The organism is Marinobacter sp. 2_MG-2023 (genome assembly GCF_030546935.1).
Taxonomy (GTDB): domain Bacteria; phylum Pseudomonadota; class Gammaproteobacteria; order Pseudomonadales; family Oleiphilaceae; genus Marinobacter.
On the sequence record NZ_JAUOPH010000003.1, the window covers coordinates 628,096 to 651,357 of the forward strand.

The 23,262-nt window shown below is 45.6% G+C and carries 16 protein-coding genes; 8 read left to right on the forward strand and 8 right to left on the reverse strand.

Features of this window, described 5'->3' with window-relative positions; genetic code table 11:
- The first annotated feature begins 18 nt into the window (after positions 1–18).
- Genes Q4501_RS10185 through Q4501_RS10205 form a run of 5 tightly spaced genes read left to right on the forward strand, consistent with a single transcriptional unit; the run spans position 19 to position 7,250 of the window.
- Positions 19–2,604, forward strand: coding sequence for a hypothetical protein (locus Q4501_RS10185; RefSeq protein ID WP_303596105.1), 2,586 nt, complete (start codon positions 19–21; stop codon positions 2,602–2,604).
- 2 nt (positions 2,605–2,606) lie between these two features.
- On the forward strand, positions 2,607–3,200 hold the full coding sequence (locus Q4501_RS10190; RefSeq protein ID WP_303596106.1) for a DapH/DapD/GlmU-related protein: 594 nt from the start codon (positions 2,607–2,609) through the stop codon (positions 3,198–3,200).
- Between the two features lie 3 nt (positions 3,201–3,203).
- Positions 3,204–4,937, forward strand: coding sequence for a hypothetical protein (locus Q4501_RS10195; RefSeq protein WP_303596107.1), 1,734 nt, complete (start codon positions 3,204–3,206; stop codon positions 4,935–4,937).
- On the forward strand, positions 4,924–6,282 hold the full coding sequence (locus tag Q4501_RS10200; RefSeq protein WP_303596108.1) for a phenylacetate--CoA ligase family protein: 1,359 nt from the start codon (positions 4,924–4,926) through the stop codon (positions 6,280–6,282). The genes Q4501_RS10195 and Q4501_RS10200 overlap by 14 nt, the downstream gene beginning before the upstream one ends.
- Positions 6,279–7,250 carry a glycosyltransferase family 2 protein gene (locus Q4501_RS10205; protein ID WP_303596109.1) on the forward strand — a complete coding sequence of 324 codons (972 nt, stop codon included), beginning with the start codon at positions 6,279–6,281 and terminating at the stop codon, positions 7,248–7,250. Before Q4501_RS10200 ends, Q4501_RS10205 begins: the two co-directional genes overlap by 4 nt.
- Before the next feature lie 114 nt (positions 7,251–7,364).
- Here Q4501_RS10205 and Q4501_RS10210 read toward each other — a convergent pair whose 3' ends face one another.
- The gene (locus Q4501_RS10210; RefSeq protein WP_303596110.1) at positions 7,365–8,588 is read right to left on the reverse strand and encodes a hypothetical protein; all 1,224 of its coding nucleotides are present in this window, start codon (positions 8,586–8,588) and stop codon (positions 7,365–7,367) included.
- Between the two features lie 1,476 nt (positions 8,589–10,064).
- On the opposite strand from Q4501_RS10210, the gene Q4501_RS10215 reads away from it, so the two are divergent.
- The 3 genes from Q4501_RS10215 (at position 10,065) to Q4501_RS10225 (ending at position 12,701) form a co-directional block, all read left to right on the forward strand.
- Complete coding sequence (locus tag Q4501_RS10215) at positions 10,065–11,171, forward strand: glycosyltransferase family 4 protein (RefSeq protein WP_303596111.1); 1,107 nt, start codon at positions 10,065–10,067, stop codon at positions 11,169–11,171.
- A 133-nt stretch (positions 11,172–11,304) separates the two neighbouring features.
- A complete protein-coding gene (locus Q4501_RS10220) occupies positions 11,305–11,775 on the forward strand; it encodes a hypothetical protein (protein ID WP_303596112.1) in 471 nt (156 codons plus the stop codon).
- Positions 11,776–11,780: 5 nt separating this feature from the next.
- Positions 11,781–12,701 carry a phosphotransferase gene (locus tag Q4501_RS10225; protein WP_303596113.1) on the forward strand — a complete coding sequence of 307 codons (921 nt, stop codon included), beginning with the start codon at positions 11,781–11,783 and terminating at the stop codon, positions 12,699–12,701.
- Between the two features lie 31 nt (positions 12,702–12,732).
- Here the strand turns inward: Q4501_RS10225 and Q4501_RS10230 are convergent, their stop codons facing one another.
- From Q4501_RS10230 to Q4501_RS10260, 7 genes are all read right to left on the reverse strand, one after another.
- Positions 12,733–14,175: an oligosaccharide flippase family protein gene (locus Q4501_RS10230; RefSeq protein WP_303596114.1), complete on the reverse strand. Its 1,443-nt coding sequence runs from the start codon at positions 14,173–14,175 to the stop codon at positions 12,733–12,735.
- A gap of 69 nt (positions 14,176–14,244) precedes the next feature.
- Entirely contained in the window at positions 14,245–15,585 is a 1,341-nt protein-coding gene (locus tag Q4501_RS10235) for an O-antigen ligase (protein ID WP_303596115.1), read from the reverse strand.
- A gap of 38 nt (positions 15,586–15,623) precedes the next feature.
- Positions 15,624–16,775 carry a glycosyltransferase gene (locus tag Q4501_RS10240; RefSeq protein WP_303596116.1) on the reverse strand — a complete coding sequence of 384 codons (1,152 nt, stop codon included), beginning with the start codon at positions 16,773–16,775 and terminating at the stop codon, positions 15,624–15,626.
- The gene (gene asnB, locus Q4501_RS10245; RefSeq protein WP_303596117.1) at positions 16,772–18,667 is read right to left on the reverse strand and encodes an asparagine synthase (glutamine-hydrolyzing); all 1,896 of its coding nucleotides are present in this window, start codon (positions 18,665–18,667) and stop codon (positions 16,772–16,774) included. Before asnB ends, Q4501_RS10240 begins: the two co-directional genes overlap by 4 nt.
- Positions 18,667–21,012: a glycosyltransferase gene (locus Q4501_RS10250; RefSeq protein WP_303596118.1), complete on the reverse strand. Its 2,346-nt coding sequence runs from the start codon at positions 21,010–21,012 to the stop codon at positions 18,667–18,669. Before Q4501_RS10250 ends, asnB begins: the two co-directional genes overlap by 1 nt.
- A complete protein-coding gene (locus Q4501_RS10255; RefSeq protein WP_303596119.1) occupies positions 21,009–22,124 on the reverse strand; it encodes a FemAB family XrtA/PEP-CTERM system-associated protein in 1,116 nt (371 codons plus the stop codon). Before Q4501_RS10255 ends, Q4501_RS10250 begins: the two co-directional genes overlap by 4 nt.
- Positions 22,114–23,241: a GNAT family N-acetyltransferase gene (locus tag Q4501_RS10260; RefSeq protein WP_303596120.1), complete on the reverse strand. Its 1,128-nt coding sequence runs from the start codon at positions 23,239–23,241 to the stop codon at positions 22,114–22,116. Before Q4501_RS10260 ends, Q4501_RS10255 begins: the two co-directional genes overlap by 11 nt.
- Positions 23,242–23,262: the final 21 nt, after the last annotated feature.

The window sequence follows — 23,262 nt, forward strand, 5'->3', positions numbered from 1 at the left end:
CAGGCAGTAGGCAGATTTATGGAAAAAATAGCCATCCGTTTAGTAGAAAATACCGGCATTACACGTATTAAGGAGCCTGTTAGCCTTGGCATTCCGCTGCCCAGAGGTGCCGTGCAGAAGGCAGCGCAACTTGAACTTCTGGATTCCTCGCAACCTGTCAGCATTCAGCTTGAGCCTCTGGCCCACTGGCCAGATGGGAGCATCCGGTGGGTTCATGCCAGCTTTTTGATCAGCCTGGATGCCGGCAGCGCAAAAGAGTTAAACCTTTCCAAAACAGAACTGCCGTCCTCCACTGGCCCAGAAGCCGTTTTTAATCAAACGCTTGACGGCCTTATGGTACAAACATCCGCTGGCTCCGTTCATTTAAAGCCTGGCACCCTGGCATGGCGCTTTAATAGTACCGGCAGTGAAAGTGTTGACTCGAAAGTAACTCTGCGTGATGAGACGGGCGCACCCTGCACTGCAAAAGTAGAATCCACATGGGAAATTGCCAAGAAAGGCGCTGTCTTTGTCTCCGCGCGTACAAAAGGCCAATGGCATACGCAAAATAATGACCTGTTGGCACAATTCGATTGTGAGCTTCGTATTTTCCTGGAAACCGGCCTCATTCAGGTAGAACTCACAACCCATAACCCCAAACGTGCGCGACATTCCGGCGGTTTGTGGGACCTGGGAGATCCGGGTTCAGTGTACTTTCGGGACCTTGCCGTCGAAACAACGCTGCCGGCGGAAATTCTGGCTCAGGTGACTCCCCAGGCGACCGATAAAACCTCTGACGTATTTCATCTGCCCGAGTTCAACCTCTACCAGGATTCCAGCGGAGGCAGGAACTGGCAAAGCCGCAACCATATAGACCGTAACGGTGAAGTGTGCACTCAATTCTGTGGTTACAGATTATCAAGCCCCGACAGGCTCATACATGAAGGCAAGCGTGCTGATCCACTGGTTAGCCTTGATTATGATGGCGGACATCTGGCATTGGCTGTACCCGACTTCTGGCAGAACTTTCCAACAAGTGTCCGCAAAGAAGAAAACACGCTAACAATCGGTCTGTTCCCTAAAGATGCAAAGAGTGCCTACGAGTTACAGGGTGGAGAACAGAAAACACTGCGCTTCCTGATGACTCACAACTCCAGCAACAGCATCTCTGCAACTGCCTATGCACCTCTCGTACCTGTGATTACTCCCGAGTGCTATGAGCAGGCAGACGCCTTCCCCTGGTTCAAAGCCAATGCTCAGCCGGGAGTAATTGATGAACTCATAGCGGAAGGACTAGAGAGCGACTCTAACTTTTTCGCAAAGAGAGAAGTCATTGACGAATTTGGCTGGCGTAATTTTGGCGATATATTTGCGGACCATGAAACTCTTTACCAAACTGAGGGCGAGCCACCGTATATCTCTCATTACAATAACCAGTACGATCCACTATACGGCTTCGCAAGGCAGTTTGCCCTCACCGGCGATACGCGCTGGTTTCGGTTAATGGATGATCTGGCACGACACGTGACAGATATAGATATCTACCATACTGAAGAAGACAGAAGCGAATACAACAACGGGCTTTTCTGGCATACAGACCACTACCTTGATGCCTATACCGCAACACATCGAACGTTTTCAACATTCAACGATTCCAGCTCAACCCCCGGACAAACCGGCGGCGGCCCAGCTGAAGAGCATTGTTATTCAACGGGCCTCCTCTACCATCATTACCTCACAGGGAATGAAAAGTCCCGCCAGGCCGTGTTCGAGCTTGCTCGCTGGATGACAGCACTTCATGAAGGCCAAGGCGGTTTTCTTGAACAGATACTTGCCTTGAAGAAACGAGAAGTTCCCTCCTTGAAAAAGATGATTCGTGGTGAAACCGTATCAACCCATAGATATGGCTTCAATCGCGGCACCGGAAATTACCTTAATACCCTCCTGGACGCCTGGATACTTGATGAGAATGGGTCATGGCTGCAACAGGCCGAAGCAGTTATCCGGAAAACTATTCATCCGCTGGATGTGATCGAGCACCGGGATTTACTCGACGTTGAAAACAGGTGGTCTTATCTCGTGCTCCTTGCCGCCCTTTTTCGCTATCTCTATTTAAAACGTCAGATTGACAGCTACGACGAGCACTACGACTACACCAAAGAATCGGTGCTGCATTACACCCAATGGATGCTGAGCAATGAGCGCCCGTTTATGGAAGACAAGAGTCGGCTTGAATTTCCCAACGACACCTGGGTTGCCCAGGATATGCGAAAAGCTATGCTTATGTTCCAGGCGTCTGAACTGGATCATGAAAACGCCGATCAATATCTTGAACTCGGCCAGAAATGGCTGAAAGAACATACAGAAACACTTAAACACAGCAAAGAGCGCCATTTCTCCAGAATCCTCATCATTCTCATGCAGAATTACGGCCCTCAATTGCTTTCCGCCCAGCACTCTCAATCAAATGATCATCCCAGGCCCGCACACCAGCGTTGGGCACCTCCGGTTATGACATGGAGACTACTCTTATCACGGATTGGAGGGCGGGTGTTGCGGGCTCTCGTAACCTTCCGACCCTCTCGCGAGAAGCGTTGGTTATATACCCGATTGGATCGACACTGAACATGCGCCATACATTGAAACGAACGGTAAAAAACCTTTTCCTTATGCTGGCATTTCCCCTCTACGCCCTATACCGGCTTCTTAGCTTGCCGGGCAATCCAGATGGCACATTCCAGACATTCTCGCAAATGCTCAGCCTGATCCCGGGGAAAACCGGGATCTACCTCCGGGCTGCATTTTACCGGCTTGCCTGCCCGGATACCTCAGACGATATCCTGATTGGATTTCTTACGGTGCTTTCCCACCGGGATACGTCTATTCACCAAGGGGTGTACATTGGCCCACAGTGCAACATCGGGAAATGCACAATCGGTGAGAACACTCTCCTGGGGAGCGGTGTGCACATACTGAGCGGCAACCAGCAACATAACTTCAACGATTTGCAAACGCCTATTCAGCAACAGGGAGGCAAATATACGAAAGTTAAAGTCGGCGAGGACTGCTGGATTGGAAACAGCGCCGTTGTAATGGCAGACATCAGTGATAAGTCGATTGTCGCGGCTGGATCAGTGTTGACCCGGCCCATTGAGGAATCAGGGGCAATTTGGGGTGGAAATCCAGCTGCCAGAATCAGCTCTAGAACTAAGGAAGAGTAACAAATGTTGAAGCCGAACTCATTTCTGGTGACCATTGGAACCAACGATAATAAAGGTTCTGAGCCTAAGGATCCTCGTTCCCAGGTGGTACTTCAGGTAAAGGATGCCAATCCTTATTATATCCGCCACCAGGTCCATGAATCTGGAGACTTCCAGTTATTTTTTGGTGAACGAAAGGACAGTGAAACGTTCGATTTCAACACTCCCATCAATGGCACGTCAGTAATCTACTCTGCTGCGGACCAGAAAGTGATCGTAAGGACAGACCTGGCCGGCGCCGAGCCTGTTTACTACCGGGTAGATGATTCAACAATCAAGTTGTCCAATCGACTGGACAATCTGACGGGAGGCGATGACCAGCCCAATTGGGATGCTATTCACTGTTACCTGGCATTTGGCTATACATTGGGAGAAAGTTCTTTTTTCGAAAATATTAAGCAAACACTGCCTAACCAGAAATTAGACGTAAATACCGAGTCCCTGGCGATTGCAAAGCAGGTCTCTGATGACACTCCCCGACTACCAAATTCTGCAACGCTGCCTGACAACGGGAAAACGTTTGCGGAAATGCTTGCTAACATTATGCAAACTTACAGGCCGATGGCATTGATGATGTCGGCAGGGTGGGATTCCAGAACGCTTCTAGCTCCGCCACACTCACCAATAACAGCCGCCTACACCCATGGAGATATCTCCAGCCGAGAAAGCACCATTGCAAAAAAACTCTCAGGTACTTTACGAACGGATCACTATTTCAAAGATGTAAAAGGAATGGTGATAGATACAGATTTGCTCCATGAAATGCTGGAACTTCACGGGCACTGCCTTTGGCCAATATGGCATCTGTCCAGCAAACTTATATCAGAGAAGTTTTTCCTGCCTATCACAAGTGGCGTGATAGGTGCCCGATTAGGCGGTCACAACGGCTTCCCCACTGTTGGAAGCCGTTTCCAAAAAACGTTTAATTCGTTACACCTGATTAGCCCGAAAATAGTTTCGAAAGAAAAGATAATAAACGATATTAAGAAAAGCGTGACGGCACCCAAGCAGTTCTGGTTCACCAGCGAAAAAGGTGAGCGACGATTTAACAAAACCGCTATCAGCATAACCAAAAGCATTCATGACACTCTCGATCATTATCTGGAGGAAGACGACGACTTTTCCTTTGCGATTGAAAAGTTCAACTATGATCATGTAAGCCGTCAATACATGATGAAGCAGCCAACTATGGCTAAACCCTTTCAGGGTTACTACTCCCCTCTTAGCCACCCGGATCTACTAAAAATGGTCTACAATGTGCCCTTTAAACAACGGGTACAGAACAGATTAACCCGAAGCGTAATTTCTGAACTCAACACTGACTTATTGGAATTCCCCATGGCAGCGACTCTGGCAAAAGCCAAGCGCCCCATAATCATTCAAGAACTATCAAGAGTTCTACGAATAGTTTTTGAAAAGACCTTCTTCAAGTTAAAGAAAAACCGCCCTAACCTTGGCTGGTTTAACTACGAACACCTTTATACCGGAAATTTTTTCAAAACCACTATAGACTCGCTAAATTCCGATATATGGTCAAAAGAACGGATGTTAAAAACTATAGCCACGAATCAAAAAAATGGTATAGATGCAGGATCAACCATGGATATGGTCTGTAAGATAAAAACCGTAGATTACTACCTGTCCGCGAACAAAAAAGATACGAAAAACGGGGATGCGGTTCGCAATGAAAATCGCTGAAAAACTGTACTTTCGTAGTCCCCCACTGCTTCAGAATATTCTGATATCAGCGTACGGGTACAAGCTTTATCAAAAGCGATACACCGGCATATACCATAAGCTCCGCAAAGAGCTTGACGACATCAAGGAACTCAGCGCCCCAGAGATAAAAGCTTACCAGGACGAGCGCCTGCACCAGATGGTGACCTACTGCTCAAGCCAAGTCCCCTACTACCAAAAGCTCTTCGCCGAGCACGGGATTCGACCAAATGACATTACAACGGTTCAAGATCTGCAAAAATTGCCTGTTCTCAACAAACAGACAATATTGCAGCAAGGTCATAACTTCCGACCCAAAGAGCCGCTAAAACCTTTTATGGTTCAACATACAAGCGGCAGCACTGGTACACCGCTAGCTCTCGACGTTGATGAACGCACCTACAAACTGGCTATGGCGTTACTGGTGGATCACGAAGAAGCTCACTGCATTCCCTTTGGCGCTAAACGGGCCACCTTCGCAGGCAGAATGCTCAAACCCGCTGAAGACATGAAACCTCCTTTTTCCCGCTTTAACCAGGCGGAAAACCAGAGACTTTTTTCCAGTTACCACGTTAACGAAAACACCTTCCCCCACTATAAGAATGAACTGGATAACTTTCAGCCTGAAGAACTGATCGGTTATCCATCAGCCATCTACGATCTTGCCACTCACTACCAGAAATCCGATTCAAAGCCTGGCTTTCAGCCGAAGGCCATCATTACGAATTCAGAAACTCTCCTCCAGTGGCAGCGGGAAACGATTGAATCTGTATTTGGCTGCCCGGTTTATGACTACTACGGGACCGCTGAATACGTGATATTTGCAGGGCAAGACAAGTCAGGAATCTATAGGCCTAACCCGATAATCGGGATAACAGAGGTTGAAACAGGCACAGACTCGGATGATACAGGCAGACTACTTGCCACCAGCTTGACCAACAGGCAAATGCCTTTGCTAAGGTACAACCTGGGCGACACAGCGACCTTAGCGGATACAGCCTTATCGGCTAGCGGCACACCTGGGCTAAAATCTGTTAACGGAAGAGTCGACGACTACATCGAAACAAGCGATGGACGCCAGATAGGACGCATTGACCATATTTTCAAAGGCGTAGATGGTATTCAAGAGGCACAGGTTGTTCAAAAACAACCTGGCTCAGCCACAATCAGGCTGGTGAAAAATACAACAAAAGAATTTAATGAGAATATCCTTATTTCAAATTGTAAACAAAGGCTTGGCGACGACTTTCTCGTTACTGTTGAGCAGGTGCAAAAAATTCCGCGTGGTCGTAACGGAAAATTTCGCTCGGTGGTTAAAGAAAAATGAATGAACAAACGAAAACAGAACGCTCTTCACCCTATTTTTCAATCGTGATACCGGCCTATAACGAAGAGGAACACATCGGTTCATGCCTTCAATCCATTTTTAACTCTGACTATGACTGCGCCCAGTATGAAGTGATCGTTGTAGACAATGGATCTCAGGATCGAACCTATGAGATTGCAATTAACATCGGCCAGGCCAGGGTTTTTGAGCTTACGGAGGGGAATGTTGGGGCTGTACGAAACTACGGCGCTGCAAAGGCTCGTGGGCAGATTCTCGTTTTTATAGATGCTGATTGCCTTATGGACAGAAATTGGCTAAGCAGGGCTGAAAAGCTAATTGAAGAAAAGCCCAATTGTGTTTATGGAGGCGCCGCCAAGCTGTCCAAAAATGCAACATGGATTGAAAGGTTTTGGCTGCTGGAAAGGAAAGGTAACCCTACTCTACCGAAACATCTAATTGGTGCAAGCACAGTGTTATCTAAAACAATTTTTAGGGAGGTTGGTGGTTTTAGTGAAGCTATGACTTCAGGTGAGGATACGGAGTTACACCAGATTTTAGTTTCAAAAGGCATATCCATTATTATTGATCATACGTTCGATATCATTCACTTAGGAAACGCAAAAACTCCCATTCAATTCATGAAACGCCAAATATGGCATTCAGAAAATTATATAAAAAATCCATTAAAATCAGCTAAAGACCCCATATTTATAATTACTGCACTATTTATTCTATCATTATCTACACTTACGATCCAAAGTATATTCAGCATTGATGCAATAAAAAATTCATTTATACTCTTATTCTGCGCTTTTGTGCCCGCAATTCTATCCGGAAAACGCATGTTTCGCGCAAGATTTATAACATTTAGACCGGCCACATTAGTTAAAATATACTTTATCGACACTCTCTACATAGCCGGACGATCTATTGGTCTCCTAAAAGGATTTTCCAAAATATTTAGATAAACCACCGACTACAAATACATACACTATTTCAATTTATAATAATCACACAACCCTACTACCATCTCATCAGCCGAGCTATTATTAACTCCGCCAATGAGTGATAAAAATAAATACCTAATCGACATTAATTTTAAGCGGTGGTGTTGGTGGTGCCATTTCATTCAAATCTACTGTCAGGTAGTCAGGTATCTCAGTCGACACCAAAATATCATCAATCGCATACCACTCTTCATGCTTGAGTTCATCGGGATATTTATTAAAATTGTCATTCCCGCCAATTGCAAAACTGTTCCACTGCACCATATTTCGTGTTGCTGCCACCCACTGTACCGTGTTTATTTCAACAATTTTTTTGTCGTCAACCCACTGTACTAACTGACCGTCATATGCCCCTGGGGAACTGTTCATTCGAACAAAGAATGCCATTTTAGTCCAATGTGTCTCATCGCCAAAAACTTGATCAATATCGACAGCACCATTCTCGGCAGTTATAAACCCACTGGCTGAACGATCAACTAACTGCGCATCCCCATACGATGCCAACGCCTTAGGGTGATACGATGAAGGAAGCTTATTCGACGGTTCTCCATTATAATCAATAAACCTACTCTGTTTCGGATCGTTTCCGTACTTATCATCTCGGCGAGTTAGTGCGGAAAGAGTATTTCGGAACCCATAGCCGGATTGTGAAGTTGGCCGTCCTTCAAAACCCCATATGAAATTTGGGTTTTTATCGGAGTAGTAATCAAACACATTGCCATCACCAGTCCAATGATAGATTCGAAAAACCTTGCTCAATCCGATTGTGTCAAGTTTATAGTCCGGATTGTAATAGGTGTCGATCATGGTATTTGAAAAATTTATCCAAAACTCAACGTATAACTGGTCGAAGCCTTGCGAAAAATACTTCATCAGTATTCCATCAGAGCCAAAAGAATTTTCGCCCTTTGATATATCACTATCCCGCCAAGTAACAAAAGATTTTCCGGTACCTCCTCTTGCTCTATTAGGATTTTCCAAGGTAGAGAGCGAGCTAATCTCAATGTTTTCGTGCTTATCGAGGTCACCTAGCGAAGGTGCCCATGATGGGGTTTGTCGAACGTAGGACCATCCGTTAGGAATATTATGCACGCCAGCCTTTTGCACAATATCAACCTCCCATCCACCAGAGGCGCTGCCACCCATTGAAAGTTCACCTTTATCGTTTTCACGGAGGCCGCTCGTCCAATCTGGCTGACCATCGAAGCTCTCTGCAAAAATCACTTCAGCCCCTAAAGGAGCTGTTAAGAAGGTTGTCAGCAGCAGGAAACTGCCCATCTGCATTTTCAGAGAAGTCATAGCTACTATCCTCATTACGCGTTTGGTATCAATCTTCAAAGAATAATCTATTCTTATCTAGTTAGACGTGATGACCTAGCGTTTTGCTAGTAATGTTCTGTAAGTATAGGGCGCTAACTGTAGACTTTGGTTTCTATCGGATACTAATCTATAATTCGACCCCAAAACTTATGAGCCTCACCACCCGAATGAGCGCTGCTAAATTCGTGGGGGCTCTGTGGTGGTTGAATATATCGCGCAAAATCGCCTTCAAAAACGACATCCTATACCTCTGAGTGAAACAGAAGGTAGTTTGACTAGATATCTATTGTTCAAGGCCAAACCCCTCCCGCTACTCCCGTGTGCGCCTTGGCCGGGAAGACGCCCAGCTCACCGCAGACCTACTCATCCAACCATAATGGCCTTAGGATATCATCCAAAAGAGTGAGTCGTTAGCCCAGAACAGCTTTGGATCAAAATTTGACAGCCGGCGGTGAGATGCTTGACGAGATAGATACTATTAACGTCTACCATTCTCTCGATGTTAGATCACTCAACACATATTGCTTGATAGGCCAATTAGACACTGGAACGACGAAGCTGTCACTAGTCGTGCCTGTCGAAGCATCGCTGATGAGCCAGCTAAAAAGGGCCTAGAAGGAGCCAAATCTTCACCCTAACGAGCAGAACTAAAATGAATAACCTGTCATGCGAATCAGATCTACCCCAGACCGACCCAACCACATTTACAGCAATATGACACCACCTAAATCAATAGGAGCACCTATTGATTTAGGTGGTTACCTTGTAAACGTCTGTATGTTCTACAGGCTAGTTTGGCAATACCACCTTTACCGTCTCCTTCCAAACTCAAGACCAGTCTCGGGGCCAATGTGATACACGACGGACGGCTAGCGCCTATTCGGTTCAAGAATGCTAATAGTTCTGACAACACCAAATAATTTAAAGTGATAAACAACTAGCTAGTTCGCGCGAAATTGGGCCAGCGCTCCACAACCTCGAATTTGAGCGGGGTACCTGACGAAACCTATATAAAACCAAGGCTATTTTTAGTAGCTACCAACTCCGCAATGGCCTATACCTTATATTGCAGTGGCACATTGGCCGCGGAATCTGGATTAGCAATGAGCCGACGTGATCGCGTTGAGACTGTTATAAATCCGTTGCTTGGGCGAAAGACGAATGATTTTTTCCTGTCACTACGTTAACTGAGATACAATCATAGAGACGAAAAGATATTTATGAAGAGGTTCAGTCATCTTTAACCTCATGTTATGCTTCTAGTAGTGTTCTTCAACGTCAGATTCTTAAAAATGAATCGTCCTAGCACGTAGTTTTAAAGTTTTTTGGAGACTGAAATAGCATAAATCTATAATATTTTATTTAATCTACAACAAACAAAAGACCAAAAAACTTTGATTTAAAATAACAATATATAGAACACCTAAAATATTATTTTTCAAAATAGGGATTGAAATGAAAAACATTAGAGTTGGAATCACAGAAATGCACGGAATCGCTAAGGAGTACTCCAAATTCCCGCCTCCTGGAGTAGAGTACTCGAAGGTTGAATCCACGAATAAAATAACAAAATATATATTTAGGTCTGCAGCAAAGGGTGTCTATTCATATGTAAACTCAAATGATCATGACATCATAGAAGCACCATTATTTCCAGTAATAACAAAAAAACCTTGGGTCTATACACCAGCCCATTTTTCCTCAGCTGGAACCTTTGATTTATTCGGGATACCTACGCCCAGAGTAATAAAAATGATTTTTGTTAAACAACTATTAAAACAGGACAATTTCAAAAAATTACTTTTTAAAAGTCATCATGGAAAGCGCTCTCTGATTGAATATGGAAACATTAATGATCCGGATATTTTGTCGAAAACAGATGTTGTCTATCCGGCTGTTAGACTTATTCCTGACCATATGATTAAGTACAACGAAAATAAGGTTAACTTGCTTTTCGTTGGGGAATTTCTTCGTAAAGGCGGCGCTAATGTAGTAGACGCTTTTCTTCGACTAAGAAACGAGTATGAGCACATTCACCTAACCATATGTTCAAGCAGAAAATTTCAGACAAACAACAGAGAACTGGAGTTAGAATACTTAAAAAAAATAGACAAATGCCCAGAAATATCTATCGGATTTTACGATAGAGAAACACTAATGAATAAGATAATACCAGAATCCGATATTTACTTATGCCCAACATATCAAGAAGCTTGGGGATTTTCTATACAAGAGGCGATGGCTTTTGGCCGAGCCATAGTAACTACTAACATCAGCGCAATACCAGAAATGATTGAAGATGGAGAATCTGGGTTGATGATTCCAATTAGGGATCATGAATTCATAAAGTCGTCTAAAGGATATATAGTCAACACAATCCCTAAAGATTTTAAAGAATTTGTCACAGAGCATGTATACCAAAAATGCCGTCTACTCATCGAAAACTACTCTGAAAGAAAACGGATCGGGCAATCTGCTCTAGAAGTAAGTAGAACAAAGTTTTCGATGGAAAACCGTCAAAAAAAGATGCTAGAGATATACACGGAATCGCTAAAAAATTAGGCTATTCTTTAAATTTAAAGATACAAAAAATAAATTGGCTATATTCTCTATTTTCTTAAAATAATAAGATACATACTATTAAAACTTAAGGTGTAACATAAAGTGGCTAACAAGTTATCAATTTGAGAGTTTTATGAATAATATAAATTCCACAGAAGAGCATACAGGACAATTAAGGGATGTACTTAACATCCCTATAATTATAATTAGCCTAGATGACTCTTCATTATCAACTATTCTGGACAACCCATCTTTTTTCAACAAAAAAGAATTCTGTATAATCGTATCAATAAATAAAATTAATAAAAAAAAAATTTACAAAGCAATTAATTTATACCGAACTAAAAAGCTATTAAAAAATATCACAAAAAAACTCAAAAACGAGAAAAATCTATCGGTAAAATCTATTATTGGAATATATCCATCCTTGGAGTATCCAGCATGCGTTTATGAGTTGCACACCTTTGCCGAGAGGTATGTATATAAAAACATCCTCCCTCATAAAAACTCTTTTTCAAAAAAATTAATAGGATACCTCATCAGAAAGATTCTAGGTTTTCCCGCCTCTATTGGTGCCCTCGGCCTTATTATTAATAGAGAATAGTATATATGAATTTTATTAAAAGTTTTCTTTCAACTACAGATTTACTTCCTAACAACTTTTCCAAACTTTCGATAGCCTGCATTAGCACGACCAGGCCTATTTATCTGATATTTACCGAAAGTGATGATTACCCTATGTACGTTATCCGAAAAATCAGTGACGATCATGATCTTCATTCTAGCAATATCCACAAAAAAATTTACCAGCTAGCAGGAAACTTTCTTCCTGAGCCCGTTGGAATATACATACATGAAGGAAAAAAATATGATGTCCAGAGAGGAGTCAAAGGTGTTCCTTGGTTCCAACTCAAGGCAAAAATTAGGAGCAAAAACGCACGAGAACAGCTTGAAAAAAGAATATGGAAAACTTTAAGAGAATTTCAACACACCATATCTCAATCCGAATACAACATAATAAAAAAAATTCAGCCGCACGAAGAGTTGAAAAAAGCCCGTTTAGCTTACTTAAGTACTGGTGAGACATTGAGCGGTCAGCTTAAAATCATTTTAGAAAGGGCAATTGATGACCTAAAATACTCAACCACTTGTCCATCAATACCGCAGCATGGAGACTTCTGCCTGAATAACCTGATTATTGATACGAATCATATTACAGTGATTGATTTTGAAGATTTTTTAATAACAAAGATGCCGTTGTATGATCACTTCAGCCTCGCCCTGTCGCTTCCGTCGTGCGGGAATGAACCTGCTAAACGTGCAAATGTATTCAGTCATTCGTCCATAGTCACATCAGCTAATGCTTTAAGTATTCACGAAGAGCTAATAAGATGGCATTTCCTTCATCACCTTCTACTCCGTCTAGGACCATGGAGCAATAGCGTTAAACGAGCACCTTATCGTGCTTCTCTTAAGAGAATCCTGGATAGCTTTATTAAGCAGCAATTTATAAACTCATATGAAAAGTAGAACGATTTTATGTCTTTAATTACTTCCCAGATTAATTGCCAAACTTTATTTTATACAACCTAATAATTTCATTTTTTATTGGGTGCTTAGTGATAAAAATCGTAGAAATCCAAACTACCGGTAATACGATAGAAATTTGCAAGAGTGAAAAAATTGGTGCCGTAGTATCATACGGAAATACGCAAGAAATCAGATAAGTCGACATCCAACAAGAGGCTGCCACAACCACACTTGAGAACAAAGATCGTAAATAAACAAAAAATTCGAGTTCGACTTTTAATTTCATGAAATAGCTCGAAACGAGGAAATCTATAAAACCAGAAAAAATGAAAGCATATCCAACCCCTAGTAATCCCCATTTAGGATAAACTGAAAAAATTAGCATTAAAAAAAACAAAAGGACAACAATTTCTTTTAATAACATCGCCCCTTCCTTTCCAACCGCCACTAGAGCCTGCGGCGCAAGAACGTGGCTAGCACGAAGCATCGCCCAAAACGCCAGCACCGAAGCAATAGGTGCCGACGAGTCCCACTGATCCCCAAACATAAGCCTTATAGCTGGTAAACTTGCCACACTGGCAACCGCCAACACTGGCCAGACAACACCCACGATAAGTTGAGCTGCACGGGTATAAGCTTTCACCATACTTTCATTTCTTTTACGAACATCTGACAGGTAGGGCAAGGCAACTGGAGATATACCGGAGAGAAGTGCGTCCGATACGAACACCATAAAGCCAAGCCCTCTTGAAAATATCCCAACTTGTCCGGGGCCACCAACTTTCCCGATTATCATATCTGGAATTGTGAAGTGGGCTCTTCGTACTACATGACTGAAAGACATGAATATTCCAAGTTTCGCTATGGGCTTTATATCAGCGAAGCGCGGCCTGTAGACCTTCACACTCCTTGTAAAATACATATAAAGTGAAAATTGCACTAGCACTGAAGAAAGGTTGCCAAACGCCAAAGAATAATAACTAAACCCATTAAGTATAAACAAAACGGTAGTTGATATATTTGTCAAAGAAGAACACAATCTAATTATAGTTATCTCTTTAAACTTATACTCTCGACTTAACAAAGCGTTCGGTATACTGATATAGGGAGCAAAAATAAAGCTAACAGAAAGTATAAAGAATATATTTGTCAAATCAGGAATATTAAAGAATTTAGAGGCAGGCATCGCAGCTACAACTACAAAAACACCTAACCCCCAAGATATTAATAGTGTCAAACCATACGCTGACATTATCTTGTCTTTTGTTAGCTCTTTCTCTCTGATCAAATAAGTATTAGCGCCCAAAATCCGGAACTCTGCCATTATCATCACTACGGAGCTAGCAATTGCAAATGTACCGATTTCTTCAGGACTAAGAAGACGCGCAACAACTACTGTATTTATCAAGCCAACAATCATTAAGGCATAACGCCCTAGAGAGGAATATATTAGCGCCACTCTAACATTAGACATAAATTTCAACTTCTTTAACGTTCACATTAAAAATACTCAAAGTATTTAACAAAATTAAAAATAACAACATTATTCAATATAACTTTTACTACTCCGGACCTTTAAACCTCCGGATTTTTGACCAATAAATCGAAGATAGTAAATATTGGAGCCTATAGCGATAAAAAGAATTAACCAATAAAGAACTTCTGATCTTGCTCTATCAATAAAACTAGCCGAAACTAAAAAACTTATCAAAGCCCCCTCCAAAGCTAACATCTTAAAATAAGCGTTATAGTTTTCGACGCAAACTAAATGTCGCTTAGTATTTCTCGATAGATTGAAAGTTGAAACAAGTAAAGCAAACAAGAATATAAATCCTAGCCAACCAATCTCCGAAAGAATTTGAAACCAGGTAGAGTGAGTTGCTTTACCTTCTTTCCGCCCTTCGAAATAGCGTTCAGGCAGATAATTCGGACTTAATTCGATAAACCCCCGAACCCCTACTCCTAGCGGATAATCTTGCAAGACGTCAAACGTTGCCATCCAGAAATCTATTCGGTGAGAGCCACTTTTGCCACCATCATCAACTTCTCGCAAAGTCTCCATTCGGGACCAGAATGCCTCATCAGTTACGTAAATTGTGCCTGCCAAGGCCACCAAAATTACTAGAATGGCCGTCCCTCTCTGTCCTTTTCGCTGATGCTTTGAAAAGATCATGTAAAACAAGAAAAACAATGTACCGACAACTGCACCAAGAAACGCACCCCGGCTATTGATGAGAACAATACCGTTTGCAATAAATGCTCCACAAAAAATAGCTAAAACTTTTATTTTTTTGTTACCCATCCAAGCCATATAAGTCAGAATAGTTAACGCAGGAACCATTGCAGCCGCGGTCATATTCCCGTCACCGCCTGTGTCAACCATACCGATACCCTCAACGCGACCCTGTGCGTTTCGTCCTACACTATATGCAATATATCCAAGATAAGTAACACCCGCGACATAAACCCACAGGCATGCATCCAAAGCTTTTTCAGAAGAGACTAACTTGTATGCGGCAAGGATGATAACTATAAGCTTTGCAAAATCATACGTGAACGTCTTATGAACATCAGAAATTATTGCAAAGTTAATCATAAAAACATACATAGCTAAAATAGCTAACATCCATTTAAAAACAGGCTGCCTATTCCATTGTGCATTTTTCGATAACTCTTTATATCGAATCGCTAGTATGAACAACATCGTAATTGCCGAAATAAAAGAATACTGCAGCCCAGGTATACTAGCAGCCCACCACCGGCTATCTGGATTAACGAAATAAACTAATTGGTAAACTAGTACAGACGAGACAGGAGTGATGAATAGAGCAGCGAAAATTCCTGCCATAAATAAAAACAAGAATAGAAGGGCGATTTTTCCCATTCTCTAGTTAATCCATACGTAGAACATAGGTATTGACATCATTCATTATTTCCATAGTAAATGGCTATATACTTGGACACCATAACCCTTGCGCTAAAGCTATCAGAGAATCTATAGCGAGCTGCATCACCCATGTTCGTTCGTACAGCTTCCCTCTTATGGAGCGCCTCTAAAGCAGCCGCAAAAGAATGTGGACTGTTAGGAACTGTGAGCAGCCCAGTTAGTTCATCCTCGATGATCTCAGGATTCCCACCAACTCTGGTTGCTACCGAAGGCATTCCCAAACTCATTGCCTCAAGCAAGGTCATCGATGTTCCTTCCGTATGTGAAGATAGGAGGAATACATCCATAGCAGACAGGTAATGCACCGGATTATTAATAAATCCCGTAAATACTGTTCGCTCATCTATCCCCAGTTCCTTGGCCAATGCGACCAGTTTTTCTTTGTCTGGTCCATCACCTACCATCAACAGATAGCTATCTGGAGATTTTTCATTGAACTCTTTAAAAGCTCTAAGCATCATACTTTGATTTTTAACCGGATCGAGCCGGGAAACGGTACCCACAACAAAAGCATCCTGGGGAATCCCCAAGCTCTCTCGCACCTTTTGTACTTCCAGATCATCCCGCTTCAGTGGCGATATTCCGTTATAAACTACCTGGATCTTTTTTCTCGGGATAAATTCGTAGGTTACGAGTGCATCTTTGGTTGCCTTTGAAATCGCCACGACGGCTGGCGTTAACAGGGCCATCAGGGGATTGACAAGCATTGCTTTATAGCGGTATCTGTCAGGATAGAAACGACCATGTTCTGTGAAAACCACCTTGGCTTGTGTTCCAAGAGCAGCCAGCCAACCATATATCCAGGGCGTATACTGATGGCAGTGCACCACATCAAACTGCCCTTCCTTCACTCGCTTCCGGATTGCCGTAATCAACGACCGGTCAAACCCTTGTTTTCGTGCCACTTTATGAACCGGGGTGCCCGACTTTTCAAGCGCTTCACCAATTGGCCCTATCTGACCATCAATACAAAGAATTTCAGACTCAACCCCTTCCGAAGCCATGCCCTGAACGAGCTGCCGAATAACTTGTTCCGTGCCACCAATTCCCATGTTGAAGGTAACGTGCAAAACCTTCAGTGACTTACCGAGGTGTTGAGATACTTTCCCACTCTTATCGCCAATCATCTACTCACCTGATACTGCTGCCACCAAAGCTCAAAAGCCAATAAGGACCATAGCTCCTGTGTAAACTGGTCATCACCTTCCAGATGCCGTTGCCATAACTTTCGGATACCGGCAGTTTCGAAGAAGTTTGCAACACCACTATCTGAAGATAGCAAAAGCTGCTCAACCGTAGGCTTCAATTCATACCGAAGCCAGTGCGCCAAGGGGACAGAAAAGCCCATTTTCTTCCGGTACAGAACATCTTCCGGCAGCATGCGCTCAAACGCTTTTTTAAGAATGTATTTTTTCTCTTTCCCGTGAAGTTTCAGGGCAGCTGGTATCTGTGCGGCGTACTCCACCACCCGGTAATCAAGAAGCGGAGCACGGGTTTCAAGCGAGTTTGCCATGCTCATACGATCCACCTTCACCAGAATGTCTCCAGGAAGGTAGGTTTTAATGTCTGTATAGAGAATGCGGGAAAGATGATCGTCTGTATCCGCATTCTTGTAATGTGCGCGGGTAATATCCGCAGGATCGTAATCCTGGGTTTCCCGTTTCAATTCTCCCGTTGCGAGATCATTCCACACATCTCTCCGGAAAAAACTGTTGGTGATAAAAAACGCTTCGTCCGGATCCACCGCCAGTGTACCCAGAAGCGATCTGGCCTTCCGCGTCGGCGCGCTGTTTACCAGCCCGGCCAGGCGTGCAAGCCCGGGAAACAGGTTACGGCGGAAAGCCCCGGGAAAAAGGCTTCTTAACCGGTTTTCTACGTAATCCGTGTAATATTTGCTATAACCCGCAAAATTCTCGTCACCACCGTCGCCAGCCAGTGCCACAGTGACTTTCTGGCGCGCCAGCTGGGATACAAAATACGTAGGTACGAAGGAAGGGTCTGCAAAGGGTTCGTCAAAGAAGCGCGCAATGCTGCCCAGACTCTCCGCAACATTGTCCTTTACCGTGAATTCGTGATGATCGGTTTTGAATTGCTCCGCAACTTTTTTTGCCCAATGGACTTCATCAAACCGTTTTGAATCAAACCCGATAGCACAGGTTGTAACCGGTTTGCTGGTGTGGCCTGCCATTAAGCCAACAACGGCACTCGAATCGATGCCACCGCTCAGGAAGGCTCCTAGTGGCACGTCACTCACCATACGCAAGCGAACCGCATCGTCAATCAGGTTGTACAGGCCGTCCTCCAGCTCACCCAGGCTGGCACTTGAAGGCGTCCCGAAAGACACATCCCAGTATTGTTCCTGATGTGTCTGCACCCCGTCTGTCATCAGCCAATAGCCGGGAGCCAGTTTATGGACGTTTTTGTAGATAGTTTTCGGGTCCGGCACGTACTGATAGGCGAAAAAATCCTTGATTGCGTCATGGCGCAGTTCAGTTTTCACAAAGGGTGCCGGCGTCAGGGCCTTCAGCTCCGAGGCGAACGCAAACTGTCCATCAGCTTCGTAAAAGTACAACGGCTTTTTACCAAGGCGATCCCGAGCCAGAAACAGCTTGCGGGCGGTGCGATCCCAGATGGCCAGAGCGAACATACCATTGAGCAGTTGTAGACACGCAGGCCCATGGATTTCGTAGAGTGCAAGCAGAACTTCCGTATCCGTTCTTGTGCGGAAACTGTGGCCCTGGCTGACGAGTTCCTCACGTAATTCCTGAAAGTTATAGATTTCGCCGTTAAAGGCAATGACATAGCGCTCAGAGGCGGACACCATGGGCTGGGTTCCCGCATCACTTAGATCAAGAATGCTGAGCCTTCGGTGAACCAACCCGACTGAATCATCCAGCCATGTGGAGCCTGCATCCGGGCCACGATGGATAATCGCCTGCCCCATGTTTTCAAGCCAACGCTGATGGGCATCCCTTTCAGGAGTTGAACTAGTGCGGAGGAAGCCGGCCAGCCCACACATTAATTGGCCTCCTCAGGTTTAGACTCAACGCTTTCTGATTTGCCTGTCAGCTTTCGGAACAGAGCTTCATATTCGTTGGCCATGCGGGCGGCTGAATAGCGCTCATGAACCATTTCCCGTGCATTTCGGCTGAGAGTATCGGCCAGCTCAGGATCATCAAGTACCTGCTTACAACAAGCTTCCAGTGCGGCCTTGTCTCCAAATGGGGCAAGCAGCCCGGTTTTACCATGTTCCACCAGCTGATCAACACCGGGAATATCATAGGCGACCACGGGCACTCCGACGGCCATAGCTTCCATCATGCACCTGGGAATACCTTCCAGAGAGGAGGTCATGACAAACAGGCTGAAGTTTGAGAGTAGTTCCAGGCGATCACTGCGGAATCCCAGGAACTCAACTGCGCTAGCGCTGTTCAATTCAGCGGCCTGGCGCTCCAGCTCTGGCCTTTGAACGCCATCTCCGAGAAGCTGTAGTCGCAGGTCGGGCGTTTGTTGATAGAGCTTGTCAAAAACCGCGATCAGGTCTGGTATGCCTTTCCGGGGGATCATCTGCCCGATAAAACCAATAATTCGTGAGTCCGATTTGACGCGCCTGTCTTCTGGCAGGTTCGCCAGGGCCGTGTCGATTTCTGTGAGGTCAACACCGTTCCGTATAAACGAAGTTCTGGACTCGGGTACTTTGAACCGTTTCATATCGTCCATCAGCTCCTCTGAAAGAGGAACAACCTGGTCAAAGTAACGAAGCATGTGAGTGCCAATGCGAATAAAAGTCGCAAGTTTGAAGCTTACGTTCCCCGAAAAACCATGGGGAGTACTTACACACGCGATACCCGTCCGCTTGGCGGCAAGAAGCCCAAGTATGTCGGATTTGTAGCCGTGAGTGTGAATAACGTCTATCCGGCGTTTGCGGATGACGTCGCACAGGCTGGCAACCACCCGGAAATCAAAGCGGCCACGCATTTCGAGATAATGAACTTGCTGGCCGTCATTGTGTGGGTAGTACTCGGCTACTGACAGGTCTTGATCAGGCGATTCCCGCGTCACCGCCAGATCACAGATAACATCGTCACGGTTAATGTTATTTGCAAGAGCCAGAACCCAGCGTTCCGCCCCGTAGAAACCCGCTGGGGTAATAAATTCAAGTACTCGCAGCCTGGTATCCGTATCTGACACACCGGTATTTTCAGTTTCTGTGTTTCTGGCACTGTTCCAGGTAACCTGAGTTCGCCCCTGGGCAGCTCTCACAATGCCCCTCACTGCATAACCATTCACCATTACAAAGTAATAAGGCGTGGCGATCCAGGCTGGTAGTTTGTTCCGGTCAGAGGACAGGTGCCCCAGGAGCGTCAGAGCCAACAACAAGACTGATCCGGCGGTGATAATCTGAAACAGACAGAAGCCCGCAAAAGCCAGAATAATGCTCCCGGCTACGCCTGCAAGCAGGAATATCGGAATCAGCCACCGCAGTAATTTGTGGGAAATAACTTCAAAGGCAAAAACACCGGATTTCGCAGGATTCATCACCTGCCCCACCCGCATCAGACCACGGATGCTACGATTTACGATCCGTTCCTTCCGTGCTACTTCGCGGTCGAAGTCGCCAGCAGTTTCTTCGAAGCAACGTGCATCAGCATCAAACACACCACGGTAGCCTTTCGCGATAATCTGCAGAGGGTTCACGAAGTCGTTGATATCCTGCTGCTGTAAGGGCTCCCAGAGTCTGGTGCGAATGGCGTAGATAGCGCCGTCTCCGCCCACTACAGAATGCAGGCGGGATTCCATGGATTTGATAGCCAGCTCGTAGCGCCAGTAGAGATTTTCATTACGGGCGCTGGCGCCCTCATCGCCATCGGTATAGAGCGCAGCACCTACAGCATAGCCTACATCCGGGTCAGCAAAGTTTCGCACCAGCTTGCTGATCGCATCACTGGCATACATGGCGTTGGCATCACTGAATACGGTGATATCTGCGTTAATCTGTTCCATGGCCAGGTTGATGCCCATGGTTTTACCCAGTCGCCCTTCCTGGCGAATGAGAGTGATGCCTTTGTCCTCAAATTCCTTTACCGCTTCATCGGTACCATCATCCGAACCATCTGATACTACGATGATCTGAAGCAGGTCCTCAGGGTAGTCCAGTTCCAGAGCATTTTTCAGCTTTTCCCGGATGACACCCTCTTCGTTATAGCAGGAGATAACCAGTGCAACCGAAGGTTTCTGATCCCCCCGACGATGCGTGATATCCGGCAGGCCTCGCGTAAGGAGCCACAGTAAAGCCGGGTACCCTATGTACACATAAATGGGAACAGCGAGACAGAGAAGAGTTAACAGGAGTACAAACGTCATAAGGTGATGTAACGCCTAAGTTTGGGGCCAAGCCAGTTTGCCATTGGCAGCGGTAGCCGCCGCCAGATATTTTCAATAAGGGGGCGGAGCCGGGATACATTGGATGTACTGACTCTGCTTGTCTCAGCACGAGCTGTATTTTTCACCCCGTCAAGATAGTCAGTCCATATAAGCTCATAGGGCTGAGCACCCCACTGTTTCTTGAAGCGATAAGTACCCTCGCCCAGAGTGGAGCGGCCAAAGTCGAAGCATGTATACCCCAGATCGCATACATGGCTGAGGAATGTCCAGTACAACAGCATATTGGGGGCCAGTCGGTTGAACTCTTCCAGCGTGGATGCCCAGGGAATACAGGCCTGCTTGCCGCCCAGCAACACGATGCCAGCACCTACCGGCTTGTCGCCCTGAAAGACCACGCCAGTCAGGAGTGAATCCCCATAGGCCGCCTTGAGATCCTTGAACCATTCCAGGCTGTGCACTGGAGAACCCAATCTACGCATATTCTGACTGAATACGTCGTAGAACAGATCAATCGCATCAGCCCCTTCCCGCAATTCCGCTCTGAGACCGTTTTTTTCAGCCTTACGGATCTGGCTGCGCAATTTGGGCTTGTAGCTTTTGAACAAGGCTTCGCTGTTTTCGGGCAAGTCACACAACATTCGTACTTTGGTGTGCGCTGGCAGCGCCTGGACCGTCAGTTTGCCTTGCTTTTCTGGATCCCCCTGCCCCATTTCTAGGGCGGGTCCGCCCTCACGAAGCTCAAGGATTTTGATGTGATTTGTGTCTGCCAGTACTTTGGCTTCGTCAATCAGCCGTTCACGAATGCCAGCGTTGTCTGCTAGCACGCCGCCAAGATCGCAGAATGGCAGTGAAACCAGGCTGCCGCCTCCGATAGGTGGCTTTACCTCTACCATCGGCAGCACACCACATAAGTTCCCCTCGTGATGCGCGGTAATCAACCAGCTGGTATGGCCATAGGCACTCTCGGTCGCCTGCAGCCATGCACGCAGATGGTAAGGCGTTGCCTGATGGTGTTCTGCCACATACTCATCGTATTCGTGTGCCGGGAAAACGTTGAAGCGTGAAGCCCGAACCTGGATATCAACGCTCATAGCCAGTACCCGCCTCCCCGAGCCAGCGGTTCCTTGCTCGCCTTGCGACGTCTTCAAGCTTCAGTTTGAAGCGCGGGCGCTGCAACGCGATCTGAACCAGATTGCGATGGAAGTGGCCGAGGTTTGATTTGTAGCGCTCATCACCACCCATAAAATCATAATAATGAAAACCGTGGTGGCGATAGTCTTCAATGCACAAGCTGTGGCCGACTAACCCTGGCTTCAGGCGGTTATCGGTTTCTACGACCATCCCGCCCAGGTAAAAGTACACCACCTGGTTGTGCAGCAGATTATAGAAAAATGCAATTTCCTCATCACCGGCCATCACAGAAATCAGATCAACGCCGCCCTGAGCCCACTGCTCACGAATCAGCTCGCGGTGAAATCGTACAAAGTCCGGGTTGGCAAATCCGCTTTGATCAGGGCCATTTCCCCAGCGTTCAAGATGCCGGGGGCCAATTGCATCAAATACGGCCAGCGCTTGCTCTATTGAATCCGGCCGCACTAGCCTCACTTCGCCGCGTTCGCCGTACAGTCGGTGGGAACGGTTGATTTGATGGCGGGTGTTACGTGAAAGCGTATCAAGATAGTGGCCGCCGTTGCGGCGCAAGTCATCCAGGTCAACCCCGAAACACGGCGCTTCCCAGCGCAGATGTTTGTATAGGCCTGTGATTTTGGCGTATTGGTCCGCTTCTTCGGCATCGATGGCGCCCAGAATGAACTCGTCCCAATCGGGCATGGTATTGCACAGATATTCCAGGCTGGCTTTTGCCACCGCGTTTTCTTTACCTCGCTCAGCCAGGAATCCGTTGTACTCAATCCAGATCTGGTCCAGCAGTTTGTGCCCTGTCTGATGCAGGCGCAGACACCGGGATTTCAGTACACCGTGGCGACGCTCATCGGTTTCGACCACTAGCCCGAGACCAATCAGGCGCTCACCCTCCATTACGCGCAGTACCAGAGCATCCGGCTTGTAGACACTCAGCCAGTGCCCGAGCCATTGCCAAGAAAGAAACACCGTGGGTTGTGCCCGGCGTTCCAGATCCAGCCAGTCGCTTCGCAAAGTTGCGCACGCGGCCGCTGGCTCTGTAGTCACTGTCAGCAATCCTGCTGTCATGGCGTTACATCCGCTACCAGA

Bases quoted from the DNA above. Each gene is read 5' to 3' on its own strand.
- Q4501_RS10225 (WP_303596113.1), top strand. From the start codon at position 11,781: ATGAATTTTATTAAAAGTTTTCTTTCAACTACAGATTTACTTCCTAAC.
- Q4501_RS10195 (WP_303596107.1), top strand. From the start codon at position 3,204: ATGTTGAAGCCGAACTCATTTCTGGTGACCATTGGAACCAACGATAAT.
- Q4501_RS10205 (WP_303596109.1), top strand. From the start codon at position 6,279: ATGAATGAACAAACGAAAACAGAACGCTCTTCACCCTATTTTTCAATC.
- Q4501_RS10210 (WP_303596110.1), bottom strand. From the start codon at position 8,588: ATGACTTCTCTGAAAATGCAGATGGGCAGTTTCCTGCTGCTGACAACC.
- Q4501_RS10235 (WP_303596115.1), bottom strand. From the start codon at position 15,585: ATGGGAAAAATCGCCCTTCTATTCTTGTTTTTATTTATGGCAGGAATT.
- Q4501_RS10200 (WP_303596108.1), top strand. From the start codon at position 4,924: ATGAAAATCGCTGAAAAACTGTACTTTCGTAGTCCCCCACTGCTTCAG.
- Q4501_RS10215 (WP_303596111.1), top strand. From the start codon at position 10,065: ATGAAAAACATTAGAGTTGGAATCACAGAAATGCACGGAATCGCTAAG.
- Q4501_RS10230 (WP_303596114.1), bottom strand. From the start codon at position 14,175: ATGTCTAATGTTAGAGTGGCGCTAATATATTCCTCTCTAGGGCGTTAT.
- Q4501_RS10185 (WP_303596105.1), top strand. From the start codon at position 19: ATGGAAAAAATAGCCATCCGTTTAGTAGAAAATACCGGCATTACACGT.
- Q4501_RS10240 (WP_303596116.1), bottom strand. From the start codon at position 16,775: ATGATTGGCGATAAGAGTGGGAAAGTATCTCAACACCTCGGTAAGTCA.
- Q4501_RS10260 (WP_303596120.1), bottom strand. From the start codon at position 23,241: ATGACAGCAGGATTGCTGACAGTGACTACAGAGCCAGCGGCCGCGTGC.
- Q4501_RS10190 (WP_303596106.1), top strand. From the start codon at position 2,607: ATGCGCCATACATTGAAACGAACGGTAAAAAACCTTTTCCTTATGCTG.
- Q4501_RS10255 (WP_303596119.1), bottom strand. From the start codon at position 22,124: ATGAGCGTTGATATCCAGGTTCGGGCTTCACGCTTCAACGTTTTCCCG.
- asnB (WP_303596117.1), bottom strand. From the start codon at position 18,667: ATGTGTGGGCTGGCCGGCTTCCTCCGCACTAGTTCAACTCCTGAAAGG.
- Q4501_RS10250 (WP_303596118.1), bottom strand. From the start codon at position 21,012: ATGACGTTTGTACTCCTGTTAACTCTTCTCTGTCTCGCTGTTCCCATT.
- Q4501_RS10220 (WP_303596112.1), top strand. From the start codon at position 11,305: ATGAATAATATAAATTCCACAGAAGAGCATACAGGACAATTAAGGGAT.